The following is a 14,652-nucleotide window of genomic DNA, read 5'->3' as shown; positions in this document are numbered from 1 at the left end:
TTACGCGCCCAGAGCCTCGATCAGGTCGCCCATGTTGCGGATGAAGACGGCGGTCGAGACCCCCTCGACCGGGAAGTCGGTCTGATAGGGCGAGGTGTCCCACAGGTCGCCGACGCGGGTCATCTGATACTCGCCGCCGGTCACCGCTGTGGGCGACGGCCCCTTGTAGGGGTTGGAGGTCGTGGTCAGCGGCGTGGACCAGTAGCCGCGCGAATTCAGGCCCGCCATCACCTCGGCCGCGCGGTTGGCGTGGGGACGGCTCAGGCGCCGCGCATCGCTGGACATGTCCCAGACATCCACGTCCTGCAGCGTGAAATATCTCGGCAGGCTCAGAGAACCGGGGCGTGCCTTCAGCGGCGAGCCTTGGGTCGCCTCTTCGACCGACAGGGCCGACAGGCGTGCATATTCGGCGCGCAGGGCTGGGGTGTCCACGTTGCGGAACGAACCGTAGTGGACGATCAGATTGGTCGGATTGTCGTCGGCGTAATACTGGCCGTTGGCGATGTTGGAGCCGCGCCGGTGGATATAGATCGGGGTGTTGGCGCCCTCGAGAATGAAGGTCGGATGCGTCCGGCCCGGCGTGTTCAGCGGCGGCTTGGCCGCGACCTGGTCCAGCCAGTCCATGGCCTCGGGCAGGCGGGCCAGATATTTGCGGTCCCCGGTCAGGCGGTAGAAGCCCAGCATCGACTTGATGTTCGTGCCTGTCGCATGGGTGACGAAGGCCTGGGGCTCGATGGTGCGGGCGCCGGCGGGTTTCAGCGTGTCGGGGAAATGTTGCAGGCCCCAGGCCGGTTGTGGCTGCGGCTGTTGGGTCTTCACGAAGATGTCCATGCCGCGGTGGATGGCGTCCAGCACCCTGGCGTCGCCCCGACCGTTCCGCGCCAGGCCGTGATAGGCGTAGATCAGGAACTCCAGGTTCTCGCCCGCCACATCGTCGTTGAAGGTGATGTAGGGGGTGTAGTCGGCGTGCCCGTGCAGGCCGCCGTTTTCGACGAAGGGATAGCGCTGGGGCCAGCCGCCGTTGGCGTACTGGCTGTCCAGAACGAAGCGGATCGCCTGGTTCAGCGGCGCCCGATATTTGCGGTCCTTCTTTTCCAGATAGACCCGCAGCAGCAGTTGCGACGCCTCGGCCGTGCCGGCGTCGTCGAAGGTGGCGTTGCCGTAGTAGTGGTGGAATTCCTCAAGCCGCCAGGCGTTGGCGGCGACCGTGGCGTACCACTGTTTCAGCGACTCCTCGCCGGCGGTGTCGATGACATAGTTCCAGCCGCCGGTCGGGTGCTGGCCCCGGATCAGGGCGTCGGCCGCGGACTTGGCGGCCTCGTAATAGAAGGTGTCGCCGGTGGCGTGATAGGCGTCCAGGTAGAGGTGGCCCATGGTGGCTGTGCCTGGCGGCTGGACCCAGATCATGGTCGGATTGGCTTCCAGCTCTCCCCAGCGGCGCGAGAAGTCGGGCAGGTACTGCCAGACGTAACCGCCTTGCACGGCGGCCTCTTCGGTCATGAAGCGGGCGGCGCGTTTCATGGCGTCCAGGATAGCCGCGCGTTCGGGCGAGGCCTGGGCGCCGGCGGGCAGGGCAGGGGCCGAGGCGGCGACGAAGGTGGCGGCGGCGCCGGCGGCCAGCAGGGCGCGACGGTTCATGGACGGTGCGGGCATGGGAACTCCTGGGTGACCTCTCGAACGGCTCTTGGCGACCGTTTCGAGCGATGACTGAAGCATGATTGACACCGGTTTCCTAGCCCCGATGGGAATGGATCGGTGACGGGCCCCGTCAACGACCTTGCCCTGCCTTGAGGGCATGGAGAAGCCGCGCCTTAACTGGACAATAGCTGGAGAAACCCTGGAGATATTCTCCAGCTTCTATCGTCGGATATCGAAACCTTCGTGCTGCATGGCGGCTTTGACGTCGTCTGCGGAGAACAGGTTGAAATCGCCGGGAACCGAGTGTTTCAGGCCGGCGGCGGCCAGGCCGAAGTCCAGCGCCTGCTGGTCGGGCCACCCGCTCCAAAGGCCGAACAGAACGCCGGAGGCGAAGGCGTCGCCGCCGCCGACGCGGTCCACGACGCCGGCCAACTGGATCGCCTCGGCCTGGGTCTCGATCACGCCGTCTGGGCTGCGGGTCAGCATGACGGCGGACAGGGCCTGGTCGGCGACGCTGTCCTGGACGCGCAGGGTGCAGGCGATGCGTTGCAGGCGGGGGAAGGCGGTGAAGGCGGCCTGGGCGGCCTGACGACGACGCACGGCCGGATCGGGATCGTCGAACTTGGTCTTCAGCACCAGGGCGAAGTCGCGGTCGTCGGCGAAGGCGACGGTGGCGCCGGCCAGCATCCGGCCCAGGGTGGTCGGCGGATCGCCGTCCCACTGGTCCCACAGCTTGCCGCGGAAGTTGCCGTCATAGCTGACCTTGACCCCCCGGCGCACGGCGGCCTCGATCAGGGCGACGGCGGCGGCTGAGCCGTTCGGGCCGGTCGCCGGGGTCACGCCCGAGGCGTGCAGCCATTCGACCCCGTCTAGCAGCTGGTCCCAGTCGAAGGCGGTGTGGACGTGTTCGACAAAGGCCGAGCCGGCGCGGTCATACAGAACCTCGGACGGGCGACGAACGGCGCCCGGGGTGAGGAAATACAGGCCCATCCGACCCGGCCGGAACGCCACGGGCGAGGTGTCGACGCCGTGTTTGCGGACCTCGTCCCGCGCCGCGCGGCCCAGGGCGTTGTCGGCCAGCACGGTCGCGAGGGCGGTCGGGGCGCCGAACTGGGCCAGGGACACGGCGACGTTCGCCTCGGCCCCCGCCGGACGGACGGTCAGGGCGGGGGACTGGAGCAGGAGCTCGTTCTGGTTCGGCGAGAGCCGCAGCAGCATCTCGCCGAAGCAGAGGATGCGGTTGGAGGAGGCGTTCTGGGACATGAGACTAACCGCAGCGGGATCGGAACGGCACTGTGCCTGAAAGCGATGTGATGGCGAACGCCTTCGATATTTCGCCGTCATCCTCGCCCTTGTGGCGAGGATCCAGACTCCCGGTGCGTCCCGCAGGGTGCGCCGATGTTGAAACCGGGAGTCTGGATCCTCGGGACAAGCCCGAGGATGACGGAGATGAGGGGCGTCAGCGCGCCTGCCAGCCGCCGTCGACCGGCAGGATGGCGCCCTGGACATAGTCCGAGGCCCGGCTGGCCAGGAAGACGGCGGCGCCGCCCAGGTCCGACGGCTCGCCCCAACGCCCGGCCGGGATACGGCCCAGGATCTCGGCCGAACGGACCGGATCCTCGCGCAGGGCCTGGGTGTTGGCGGTGGCGAAATAGCCGGGGGCGATGGCGTTGGCGGTGATGCGGTGCGGGGCCCATTCGTTGGCCATCAGCTTGGTCAGGCCGGCGACGCCCGACTTGGACGCCGTATAGGAGGGCACCCTGATGCCGCCCTGGAAGGACAGCATGGAGGCGATGTTGATGATCTTGCCGCCGTCGCCTTGCTTGATGAACAGACGGGCGACCGCCTGGCTCATGAAGAAGACGGTCTTCAGATTGATGTTCATCACCAGGTCCCAGTCGGCCTCGGTGAAGTCCACCGCGTCGGCGCGACGGATCAGACCGGCGTTGTTCACCAGGATGTCGATCCGGCCCATGGCGGCCAAGGCTTCCTGCACTACGCGCTCGACCGGTTCGATCGAGGTCAGGTCGGCGCTGATCGCGTGGGCGCGACGGCCCATGGCCTGAACCTTGGCGACGGTGTCGTCGGAATCCGACAGGGCGACCGAGACGATGTCGGCGCCGGCCTCGGCCAGGGCCAGGGCGATGCCTTGCCCCAGGCCCACATTGCCGCCGGTGACCAGGGCGACCTTGCCGGTCAGGTCGAATGGGTTGCTCATGACAGGCACGTTTCCTCTCAGATCTATTTCAGGCGCCGGAACGGAGCCGGCTTGTCTGCGTTGGTAACCGGTGTCATATACCGATGCAAACGCTTAGACCATAACTGAAAACACAGGCTCTCGGCTTCAGCGCTTCGTCGCATCCGGAAAACCAGCCGTTGTCGATAGGGTCGGCAGCGCCCGTCATCGCCCCAAAAGGATCCCCCCCCCCCATGAAGATCGCGCTCATCATCGAAAACAGCCAGGCCGCAAAGAGCGAGACGGTGCACGCCGCTCTGACCGCCGTCGCTGAACCCATGGGCCACCAGGTATTCCACTATGGAATGTACGCGGCTGAGGACAAGGCGTCCCTGACCTATGTCATGAACGGCCTGCTGACCGGAATTCTGCTGAACTCGGGCGCCGCCGATTTCGTCGTCACCGGCTGCGGAACCGGCATGGGCTCCATGCTGGCCTGCAACAGCATGCCGGGCGTGTTCTGCGGCCTGGTCATCGATCCGACCGACGCCTTCCTGTTCGGCCAGATCAACGACGGCAACGCGATCTCCATGCCCTATGCCAAGGGCTTCGGCTGGGCGGCCGAACTGAACCTGCAAGACGTCTATCGCAAGCTGTTCGAAGGCGAGCGCGGCCTGGGCTATCCGCGGGAACGCGCCGAGATCATGCGCAAGAACCGCGGCGTGCTGAAGGATCTGAAGGCGGTGACCTGCAAGGACATGCTGACGGTTCTGAAGACCATGGACCAGGACCTGCTCAAGGCCGCCGTGGCGGGCGAGCGCTTCTCCGAATACTTCTTCGCCAATGCGACGGACGAGGGCATTCGCGACTATCTGAAGAGTGTCGTCAGCACCGCGCCGGCGCTCGAAACGGTCTGATCGACCAAGGGGCGTTCTGCGTGTGAGATCGCGCGGAACGCCGCTTGGCAGGTCGATCAGTCAGTCAGGGGGATCGCCGACTTGCGCGTAACAAGCGCCGGGCGAACCTCCTGCTGCTGCAACTCGGCCGGATCGACGCCGCGCAGGGGCGCCAGAAGCTTTTCGGCCGCCATTCGTCCCATGTCGCGAATCGGAAGCCGGACCGACGTCAGGTTCGGCCAGACGCGCGCCGCCATCGGCAGGTCATCGAAACCCACCACCGAAAGGTCGCGCGGCAGTTCCAGCCCCCGCTCGCGCGCCGCCTGCATGACGCCGATGGCCATGTCGTCGTTCAGGGCGAAGATGGCGCTGGGCGGTGTGGCCAGGGAGAGAAGGGCGTGGCCGGCCTCCACCCCCGATTCGAACGTATAGGCGCCCTTGAAGTCGAGGCTCGGGTCCAGCGGAATGCCGCGTTCGGCCAGGGCGTCGACGAACCCCTTGCCGCGAACCGCCGAGGAGCGGAACAGGTCCGGCCCGCGCACCAGGCCGATGCGGCTGTGGCCCAGGTCCGCCATATGATTGGCCGCTTCAGCCGCGCCGACGCCGTCGTTCGTCACCACCATGACCTCGGGCTCGTCCAGAGCCACCGAGGCGATGCGGACATAGGGGCAGTCCAGTTCGCGCAGCAGATCGATGACCCGTTCGTCCTCGGACACCGAGGGGGGCATGATGACGCCGTACAGGCGCTGGCGCTCGACGAAGCCGCGGATGTCTTCCAGCAGGGTCGGCGAATTGCGGTTGCAGGGATGGACGACCAGTTCCAGGCCCGAACCCTTCAGGGCGTCCAGAACCCCCTGCTGCATGTTGACCACATAGGTCGGACTGGGATTGTCGTAGATCAGGCCGATCAGGAACGAACGCCGAAAAGCCAGCCCGCGCGCCTGGGGATCGGGGGTGAAGCCCAGTTCCTTGATGACGGCGTTGACGCGTTCGCGCGTGTCCGCCTTCACGAAGGGCGATTGGTTGATGACCCGCGAGACCGTCTTCTTGGAGACCTTGGCCTCGCGCGCGACGTCATTGATGGTGGCCCGCTTTCCCGGCTTGCCGGCGCGCGGATCGTCTTGAGCCAATGTCCGGCTCCTTCTTCTTATCGAGCCCCAGCCATAGCCGCGACTCGCGTCCGACGCCATGGGCCTGTTCTAAACCGGATTGACACCGGTTTCCTTCATGGTTCTTATCGAAGCTTGTTCAAGAGGCGACGGCTTTGACTTCCATCCCCCAATCCGCGAGCCGCGCAGCATGAGCGCGACGCCCGTCACAACGTCCGGCCCTGCCGACGACCAGACCGCCGAAGCGACGGCGATCGCGCAGCAGTTCGTCTCGGCGCGCCTGGCGCGGCGCTGCACGCCCGATTATCCAGGCCGCATTCCCCAGACCATGGCCGAATCCTACGCCATTCAGGACATCGCCATCGGGCTGGCTTCCGATACGGTCGTGGGCTGGAAGGTCGGAGGCGTGCCGCCGGCCCAACGACCGAATCTGGGCGTGCATCGGCTGGCCGGGGCCATCTTCGCCGCCAATGTCTGGCCCGCGACAGCCGACACGGCCACGCCCCTTCCTGAAATCGAAGGCGGATTCGCCGCTGTCGAAGCCGAATTCATCGCCCGGATCGGGACGGACGTGGATCCCGCCAAGACCGAATGGACCATCGACGAGGCCCGGGCCGTGATCGACAAGGTCTTCATCGGCGTCGAGTTGGCCGGCAGTCCCCTGTCGGCGATCAACGACCTGGGCTCAGCCGTGGTGGCCTCGGACTTCGGCAACAACGGCGGACTGGTGGTGGGGCCAGAGCTCGAAGACTGGCGCGATACACTGGATGTGATCCAGGTCGAGACCTTCATCAACGGCGCCAGCGTCGGCGTGGGCGGTTCGCCGTCGCTTGAGGGCGGGGCGCTGGAATCCGTGCGGTTCCTGCTGGAACACTGTGCGCGCTGGGGCCGACCGCTGACGGCGGGGATGCTGGTCTCGACCGGCGCCGTCACCGGGGTTCACCGGGTTCACGCGGGCGATCAGGCCGTATGCGTCTTCAAAGGTATCGCTGAACTCCAGTGTTCGGTCGTGAGGGCCAAAGCGAAGTAATCATCATCTGGCGCAGAACCCGTTCGCCCTCGAGGTCGAACAAGAAAACGGGGCGCGCCGAGGAACATCAGGAACGGGTAAGAGACATGACTGACGCGTCGAGCGCAGGTCCGATCAAGATAAAGGCGCCTTCGCCGGGCAAGTACCGGTGGGTGATCATGTGGCTTCTGTTCGCCGCCATGGTTATCAACTACGTCGACCGGCAGATGATCGGCTTCCTCAAGCCGACCCTTTCGGCGGAGTTCGGCTGGTCTGAGACGGACTATGCCGACATCGTCTTCTGGTTCCAGGCCTCCTACGCCGTCTTCTACCTGTTGTGGGGCCGGATCATGGACAAGGCCGGGGCCCGCTGGGGTCTGGGCGTGGCCTTCGGCATCTGGCAGATCGGCCATATTCTTCATGCCGGCGCCCGCGACTTGACCCATTTCATCATGGCTCGGGCTGTGCTGGGCGCGGGCGAGGCCGGTGGGTTCCCCGGCAGTATCAAGGCGGTTGCGGAGTGGTTCCCCAAGAAGGAACGGGCCCTGGCCACCGGCCTGTTCAACGCCGGGACCAATATCGGCGCCATCGTCACGCCGTTGATCGTGCCCGGCCTGGTGCTGGCCTTCGGTTGGCAGATGGCCTTCGTCATCACCGGTTTGCTGGGGCTGATCTGGCTGCCGATCTGGCTGCTGGTCTATCGTCGTCCCCGCGAGCAGAAGAACCTGTCGGCGACCGAACTGGCCTATATCGAGCAGGACCCGGCCGATGTGGTCGAGAAGGTCAAATGGACCCGGCTTCTGACGGTCAAGGAGACCTGGGCTTATGCGCTGGGCAAGTTCCTGATCGACCCGATCTGGTGGATGTTCCTGTTCTGGCTGCCGGACTTCCTGGGCAAGACCTATGGGCTGGACCTGAAGACCTTCGGCCCGCCGATCGTCGTCATCTATCTGATGTCGGATGTCGGTTCGGTCGGGGGCGGTTGGCTGTCCTCGCGCTTCATGCACCGAGGCATGGACGTCAACAGCGCGCGCAAGATCACCATGCTGATCTGCGCCCTGTGCGCCGTTCCGGTGGCCTTCGCCGCCATGGCGTCAAACCTGTGGGTCGCGGTGGGCATCATCGGTCTGGCGACGGCGGCGCACCAAGGCTTCTCGGCCAACCTCTACGCCTTGCCGGGCGACGTCTTCCCGCGCTCGGCCGTGGGGTCGGTCGTCGGCATCGGCGGTATGCTGGGCGCCATAGGCGGCATGGCGATGGCCAAATACGCCGGCTACGTCCTGGAGAAGATCGGCACCTATACGCCCATCTTCGTCGTGGCGGCGTCGGCGTATCTGATCGCCCTGCTGGTCATTCACCTGCTGTCGCCGAAATACGCGCCCGCCAAGGTCTGATCCAGCAAGCGGCCGGATGACCCGGCCGCTGCCTTCACGGGGGCGGTGACATGATCGAACGTAGAAACCTGCTGGGACTGGCCGCCGTGATGTCGGCGACCGGCCTGGCGCGGCCCGCTCTGGCTCGACAGGCGGCGATGGCGCCGCCCGATCCCACCGAAACCATCCGACTCTGGCCGGACGTGGCGCTGGGCGGCGCGCCGGGCGGGGAGGGGGTGTCTGTCATCCCCATCGTGCCGGAGCGTTCGACCGACCCGGCCTTTCATGACCGGTACGCCCAGTACACGACGGACCCGATCCTGACCGTCTTCCGGCCCGAGCGGCCCAATGGATCCGCCCTGCTGCTGATCCCCGGCGGCGGGTATCGCTGGGCGGTGCTGGACAAGGAAGGCTATGACGTCGCCCGCGTCTTCGCCACCTCGGGCACGACCTGTTTTGTCCTGCGCTATCGTCTGCCGGCGGACGGCTGGAAGGCCGGGGCCGATGCGCCTCTTCAGGATGCACAGCGGGCACTGCGCCTGATCCGCAGCCGCGCGGCCGATTACGGCTTGAACCCTCGCAAGATCGGCGTGCTCGGCGCCTCAGCCGGGGGGCATTTGGCGGGCCTGATCAGTGCACGGACGGATGCGACCTATGATCCCGTCGACGCCGCCGATACGGTCTCCCTGCGGCCGGACCTGACGGTGCTGATGTATCCCGTGGCCACCATGGCGGACCCGTTCGTGCACGCGGGGTCGCGCCAACACCTTCTGGGCGACGCGCCCTCGGCCGAGCGGATCGCCGCCTATTCACTCGAGCAGATGGACTGGACCGGAGCGGCCCCGGTCTTTCTGCTTCACGCCATCGACGATGGGGTGGTGCCGGTGGAGAACAGCTTTCAACTGCTGTCCGCCCTCAAGGCCGCCAATGTCCCGACCGAGGCGCACCTGTTCCAGGAAGGCGGGCACGGATTCGGCGTCAGGCTTATCCGAGGCCGCCCCGCCGCCGCCTGGCCCGACCTGGTCCGCGCCTGGGCCCAGCGGCTTGATGTCCCGCTCTGACCTCGCAACCAGATTTTGCTAGGCGAAGGCCGCCGGCGCATTCGGGGCAAGGTCCGGCTCCGCCCCGGTCGGGGTCAGCACGGCCTGTATCTCGCCGAGCAGCAAGGACAGGGTGAAGGGCTTGCCCACGTGGCGGTCTGCGCCAGCCTCGCGGGACGCGGCGACATGTTCCGGCTGGGTGTTGGCGGTCAACATGATGATGGGAACGGGGGCCTGGCCCGTCTCGCGTTCCACCTGACGGATACGCGCGACCGCAGTAATCCCGTCCATGCGGGGCATCTGGATATCCATCAGGATCACGTCGAAACGTTCGCGTTGCGCGGCCTCCAGCGCTTCGACGCCGTCTTCGGCGGTCGTGATGTCCGCGCTTGTTTCGAGCATCATTTCGAGGATCCGACGGTTGGTTGGATGGTCGTCGACAACCAGGATCCGCCACCGTCCGGCCGGGGCTGGGGCGGCGTCCTTGGCGGCGTCAGGGGGCGGAAGGTCCAGCCAGAAGATCGAGCCTCCCGCCTCTCGCGGGGCGGCGTCGATCACGCCTCCCAAGGCGCGGGCGGCTTCCTGCGCGAGGGACAAGCCCAGTCCCATGCCGCCGAACCGGCGGGTAAGGGCGTCGTCCTGCTGACGGAAGGCGGTGAACATGGCGTCCTTCATTGCGGGATCGAAACCAACACCGGTGTCGATGCAGACAAAGCGAAGGCCGCCGTCCAGACGTGGTCCGACAGCCAGCCGGACTTCTCCCTCCCGCGTAAACTTGACGGCGTTGTTGAGCAGCGGCGTCAACACCCTTCCCAGGGCGGCGGCGTCCCCCGTGAAGGTCGAGGGAAGATCCGGCGAAGTCGTCACGACGATCTTTATCCCCTTGGCTACGGCGGGGGCGCGGTGGGGTTCGACAAGACGTTCGATCAGATCCTCGAACTTGCAGGTCTCGATCTGTGCCGGCCCCGCGTCTCCATCCAGGTGGGCGACGGCGAGAAGCTCTTGGAAACGGTCCTGAAGCGCGGCGGCGGAGGATCGGATCATCGCCGTCACCTCCTGAATTTCGGGCGTGCCGGATCGGGTGGCGAGCAGATCCGCGCCGGCGATGACGCCGTTCAACGGCGTACGGATTTCGTGACTTATGTTGCTGACAAAGGCGCTGCGAGCCTGATTGGCCTGTTCGGCTTCGTCGAGCGCGACTCGAAGGGCGTCGGCGTCGCGATGCTTCTGGGTGATGTCTTCGGTCAGGCCGATGAGATGGCGAACGCCTTCGTCGTCGTAGGTGGCGACCTTGGTGGCGGATAGATATCGCACTCCGTTCGGGGCGGGCGCCTCGTACACCGCCGACAGGGAACCCAGGCCAGGCGTGGCGTCGGCCGCCCATTCGGCGAAGGCCGGCGGCAGCACCTCGGCGGCCTGCAAACCGGCCAGGCCTTCGAACTTCCCAAACAGTTTCTCAGCCGCGCGATTGGCCAGAATATAGCGGCCTGACCGTGCGTCCTTGACGGTAAGCGCCAGCGGCAGCACGTCGATGACGGTGTTCAGGAAGGCGGCGGATTCCGTCTCGGCCGTCACATCCTCCGCCTTGACCAGAAGACGCACGATGCGGCCGGCCTCGTTATGTACGGCGCTGACCGTGGTGTTCAGATAGACCGCATCCGAGTCGTCCGTGGCGAAACGTGTCCGGAAGGCGAACGCCCGACCGGCCTGCGCTTCTTGCACGCCCCGCTCGATCGAGAAGCGACAGTCGGCGGGCCAGGCGTCGCGCCAGGCCATCGTATAGGGAGGCGGCGCCTTCGGCTGAAAGCGACGCGCGGCCGGATTGACGTGGACGATCCGGCCTTGCGGGTCCAGCAGCCAGATATAGGCGGGGGAGGCGTCAGCGATCTGCGCATGAAACCGGTCGCCCTCGTACGGCAAACCGTCCTGAACGGCCTCTTGTCGAGCGTCGTCAGCCTGAACGCCTGAGTCGATCACTTCGAAACCCCCGTTTCGTCTCCTGTGACCGAGGAGTGTGGGCTGAGCATAGTGAAGTGTAGGTTAAGCAAGATTCTTGCATTGCTAACTGGTTACATAGCTGAAACTATAAGTAAAATTGCCTATAAGCCCCTTGAGGTCAATTTAACCGCGTTCATCAAACATGGTTCCTATGACGTGTGGCAGTAGGCCGCGCTTTTAAGGACGGGGCATGAGTAAACGTTTGTCGATCGACGCTGCGCTGGTGGTGAAGAACGCCGCTGTCCTCCGTCAGTCTATTCTGGACGCCTTTGAAGAAGACGACACGATCAGTCTTGATCTGTCGGATGATCAGGCTGTTGATCTGTGTGGTTTGCAGCTGATCGAGTCCGCCCGGCGTCAGGCGCGGGCTGTCGGCAAGACCCTGGTTCTTGAGCGTCCTGTAACCGGTTTCAAGCCCGTCCTCGACGCGGCCGGCTTCCTGACCGAGGCCGCCTCAGACGATCTCCAGTTCTGGTTTCACGAAGGATCCGCCCAATGACGGCCTCGATTCTCACGGTCGATGACTCGCCCAGCATCCGCGTTGCGCTGAAGATCGCGCTGACGAACGCCGGCTATTCGGTGTCCGAGGCGGTCAATGGCGCCGAGGGGATCGAGAAGGCCAAGGCCAGCGCCTTCGACCTGATCATCACCGACCTCAACATGCCGGTCATGGACGGCCTGACCATGATCGAGGAGATGCGCCGGATGCCCGACCAGATGGGCGTGCCGATCGTCTTCCTGACCACGGAATCCGACGAAGGCTTCAAGGCGCGCGCCAAGGCCGCCGGAGCCACGGGCTGGCTGACCAAACCTTTCGATCCCGATCAACTGGTGCGCGTCGCCAAGAAGGTGCTGGGCAGATGAGTGACGAAGCCATCGCCGTCTTCCAGGTGGAGGCGCGGGAGAATCTGGAGCTGATCGAGCAGGGACTGCTGGACCTGCTGGACCGACCCGAAGATCGCGACCTGGTCGACGCCGTCTTCCGCGGACTTCATACCCTGAAGGGCTCCGGGGCCATGTTCGGCTTCGACGCCCTGGCCGGCTTCACCCACCATTGCGAGACGGCCTTCGACCGGGTCCGCAAGGGCGAGGTGGCGGCGACGACCGATCTGGTCTCGGCCGTTCTGGCGGCGCGGGATCATATGCGTCAGCTGATGGAGGACCCGTCGGGCGATCACGGCGCGGCGGGCGACGTCCTGCTGGCCGATCTGGAGCGGGCCGTGCAAGAGGCGGACGGCGCGGGGCCGCCCGCCGTCGTGACGCCCGGCCTGACGACCTGGCGGATCAAGTTCGATCTGCCGGCCAACGCCTTCAAGAACGGAGCCAATCCCCTGGCCCTGCTGGGCGAGCTGCGCGACCTGGGCGAGGCGCGCGTCGTCGCCGACGCCTCGCGCGTGCCGCCGCTGAGCCAGATCGAGCCCACCGACCATTATCTGGCCTGGGACGTGACCCTGACTACGGATCAGGGACGTGGGGCCATTGAGGACGTCTTCATCTTCGTCATCGACGAGATGAACCTGTCGATAGAGGCGCTGGACGAGGGGCTGGACGAGGCTTCGCCCGCCTCCGTAGAGTCCGCTGCCGCTTCTGTTTCGCCGCCCGTCGCTGCGGCCCCGGCCCCGGTCTCGAACCCGGCCCCGGTCTCGGCTGCGGCGGTCGCCAATGATCCGGTCGAGGCCGGCGCCGCCAAGACGGCCAAGGCGGCCGAGAGCGTGCGCGTGCCCGCCGATCGCCTGGACGAACTGATGGACCGGGTCGGCGAACTGGTCATCGCCCAGTCGCGCCTCAGCCAGATCTCCAACTCCGGAACCGACACCGCCCTGCGCGCCGTGTCGGAAGAGATCGAGCGGCTGTCGGGCGAACTGCGCGACACCATGATGGTGCTGCGCATGGTGCCGGTCGCGACCCTGTTCGGTCGGTTCCGTCGCCTGGTCCACGACCTGGCGCGCGAGACCGGCAAGGTCATCGAGCTGTCGACCGACGGCGAGACCACCGAGATCGACAAGACCGTCATCGAACGCCTGGCCGACCCCCTGGTCCACCTGATCCGCAACGCGGCGGATCACGGGCTGGAGACGGCCGAGGATCGGGCCGCCGCCGGCAAGCCCGCCACGGGCCGCATCCGTCTGTCGGCCCATCAGTCGGGCGGCGAGGTGGTCATCACCATCCGCGACGACGGCCGGGGCATCAACCGCGACGGCGTCCGCGCCAAGGCCGAGGCCCAGGGTCTGGTCGAACCGGGCGCGGTCCTGAGCGACCATGACCTGCTGCAGCTGATCTTCCACCCCGGCTTCTCCACGGCGGCGGCGGTGACCAATCTGTCCGGCCGCGGCGTCGGCATGGATGTGGTCAAACGCACCATCGAAAGCCTGCGCGGCTCCATCGACATCACCAGCCGCATGGGCGAGGGATCGGAGGTGTCGCTGCGCATCCCGCTGACCCTGGCCATCATCGACGGCCTGCTGGTCCGCGTCGGCCAGGGCCGCTACGTCATACCCCTGGGCGCCGTCGAGGAATGCCTGGAGCTGTCGCTGGACGAGGACATGCGCTCGCGTGGCCGCAGCTTCATCTCGCTGCGCAACAGCCTGGTGCCCTATCTGCGCCTGCGCGAAATGTTCGAGACCGGCACCCCGCCCGAACTGCACCAGAAGGTCGTGGTCGTCTCGACCGGGACCGAGCGGATCGGCCTGGTCGTCGATCAGATCATCGGCGACCACCAGACGGTGATCAAGTCGATGTCCAAGCTCCATTCCGGCCTGCCCACCTTCTCGGGCGCCACCATCCTGGGCGACGGCGGCGTGGCCCTGATCCTGGACGTCGGACACCTGGTCGCCAAGGGCCAGCAGCAGGAGGCGCAGATGCGCGAGGCCATATGAGCACCCAGACCGAACTCGCCACCGCCCCCGGCTGGACCGGCGCCGAACAGGTCGAGGTTCTGACCTTCGAGCTGAACGGCGAACTGTTCGCCCTGCACGCCGTCGCCGTGCAGGAGATCATGGACCTGACGCCCGAGACGGCGGTGCCCGGCGCCGGCGCCTTCGCCGGTTCGGTGATCAACTTCCGCGGCAAGGTCATCCCGCTGGCGGATCTGCGCGTGGCCTTCGGCCTGGAGCGCGGCGATCCCACCATCGACAGCCGGATCGTGGTCATTGAGATCGAACTGTCCGGCGAACCGACCCTGATCGGTCTGCGCACCGACAAGGTTCACGAGGTCACCAGCCTGGCCCGCGCCGACTCCGAGGCGCCGCCCAGCGTCGGCATGCGCTGGCGGCCTGAGTTCATCCAATGCCTGGTGAAACGAGGCGGCGAGTTCATCGTCGTCCCCGACCTCCAGACCATCTTCAACCAACACCAGGACGCCCGACAAACCGCCGCGTCCGCCACGCGTCATTGACCGATTTCAGGGGGACTGA

Annotated in this window: 13 protein-coding genes; 8 read left to right on the top strand and 5 right to left on the bottom strand. The window is 66.2% G+C overall.

All coding sequences use genetic code 11. From position 1 onward, the window contains the following. The 3 genes from ACW177_RS15515 to kduD form a co-directional block, all read right to left on the bottom strand. On the bottom strand, positions 1-1,653 hold the full coding sequence (locus ACW177_RS15515; RefSeq protein ID WP_492026568.1) for a pectate lyase: 1,653 nt from the start codon (positions 1,651-1,653) through the stop codon (positions 1-3). 204 nt (positions 1,654-1,857) lie between these two features. Next, positions 1,858-2,901 carry a PfkB family carbohydrate kinase gene (locus ACW177_RS15510; RefSeq protein WP_492026567.1) on the bottom strand — a complete coding sequence of 348 codons (1,044 nt, stop codon included), beginning with the start codon at positions 2,899-2,901 and terminating at the stop codon, positions 1,858-1,860. 196 nt (positions 2,902-3,097) lie between these two features. Next, positions 3,098-3,856, bottom strand: coding sequence for a 2-dehydro-3-deoxy-D-gluconate 5-dehydrogenase KduD (kduD, locus tag ACW177_RS15505; protein WP_066551825.1), 759 nt, complete (start codon positions 3,854-3,856; stop codon positions 3,098-3,100). 212 nt (positions 3,857-4,068) lie between these two features. Between kduD and ACW177_RS15500 the strand changes: the two genes are divergently transcribed. Next, on the top strand, positions 4,069-4,731 hold the full coding sequence (locus tag ACW177_RS15500; RefSeq protein ID WP_492026566.1) for an RpiB/LacA/LacB family sugar-phosphate isomerase: 663 nt from the start codon (positions 4,069-4,071) through the stop codon (positions 4,729-4,731). Positions 4,732-4,787: 56 nt separating this feature from the next. Here ACW177_RS15500 and ACW177_RS15495 read toward each other — a convergent pair whose 3' ends face one another. After that, complete coding sequence (locus ACW177_RS15495) at positions 4,788-5,840, bottom strand: LacI family DNA-binding transcriptional regulator (RefSeq protein ID WP_492026565.1); 1,053 nt, start codon at positions 5,838-5,840, stop codon at positions 4,788-4,790. A 169-nt stretch (positions 5,841-6,009) separates the two neighbouring features. On the opposite strand from ACW177_RS15495, the gene ACW177_RS15490 reads away from it, so the two are divergent. The 3 genes from ACW177_RS15490 (at position 6,010) to ACW177_RS15480 (ending at position 9,262) form a co-directional block, all read left to right on the top strand. Next, positions 6,010-6,849: a 2-keto-4-pentenoate hydratase gene (locus ACW177_RS15490; RefSeq protein ID WP_492026564.1), complete on the top strand. Its 840-nt coding sequence runs from the start codon at positions 6,010-6,012 to the stop codon at positions 6,847-6,849. Positions 6,850-6,935: 86 nt separating this feature from the next. Beyond that, on the top strand, positions 6,936-8,222 hold the full coding sequence (locus ACW177_RS15485; RefSeq protein ID WP_492026563.1) for an MFS transporter: 1,287 nt from the start codon (positions 6,936-6,938) through the stop codon (positions 8,220-8,222). A gap of 50 nt (positions 8,223-8,272) precedes the next feature. Then, the gene (locus ACW177_RS15480; RefSeq protein WP_492026562.1) at positions 8,273-9,262 is read left to right on the top strand and encodes an alpha/beta hydrolase; all 990 of its coding nucleotides are present in this window, start codon (positions 8,273-8,275) and stop codon (positions 9,260-9,262) included. Between the two features lie 18 nt (positions 9,263-9,280). Here ACW177_RS15480 and ACW177_RS15475 read toward each other — a convergent pair whose 3' ends face one another. Continuing rightward, on the bottom strand, positions 9,281-11,218 hold the full coding sequence (locus tag ACW177_RS15475) for a response regulator (protein WP_492026561.1): 1,938 nt from the start codon (positions 11,216-11,218) through the stop codon (positions 9,281-9,283). Between the two features lie 211 nt (positions 11,219-11,429). Between ACW177_RS15475 and ACW177_RS15470 the strand changes: the two genes are divergently transcribed. From ACW177_RS15470 to ACW177_RS15455, 4 genes are read left to right on the top strand one after another with little or no spacing between them, the layout of a single operon-like run. After that, the gene (locus tag ACW177_RS15470) at positions 11,430-11,738 is read left to right on the top strand and encodes an STAS domain-containing protein (RefSeq protein WP_492026560.1); all 309 of its coding nucleotides are present in this window, start codon (positions 11,430-11,432) and stop codon (positions 11,736-11,738) included. Continuing rightward, positions 11,735-12,103 carry a response regulator gene (locus ACW177_RS15465; protein ID WP_492026559.1) on the top strand — a complete coding sequence of 123 codons (369 nt, stop codon included), beginning with the start codon at positions 11,735-11,737 and terminating at the stop codon, positions 12,101-12,103. Before ACW177_RS15470 ends, ACW177_RS15465 begins: the two co-directional genes overlap by 4 nt. Further along, positions 12,100-14,115 carry a chemotaxis protein CheA gene (locus tag ACW177_RS15460; protein WP_492026558.1) on the top strand — a complete coding sequence of 672 codons (2,016 nt, stop codon included), beginning with the start codon at positions 12,100-12,102 and terminating at the stop codon, positions 14,113-14,115. The genes ACW177_RS15465 and ACW177_RS15460 overlap by 4 nt, the downstream gene beginning before the upstream one ends. Next, on the top strand, positions 14,112-14,633 hold the full coding sequence (locus tag ACW177_RS15455) for a chemotaxis protein CheW (protein ID WP_492026557.1): 522 nt from the start codon (positions 14,112-14,114) through the stop codon (positions 14,631-14,633). The genes ACW177_RS15460 and ACW177_RS15455 overlap by 4 nt, the downstream gene beginning before the upstream one ends. Positions 14,634-14,652: the final 19 nt, after the last annotated feature.

The sequence above is a fragment of the Brevundimonas sp. AVps23W genome (assembly GCF_058681395.1).
The sequence above is the reverse complement of the archived record's forward strand: the minus strand, read 5'-3'. Positions and strand labels throughout refer to the sequence as shown.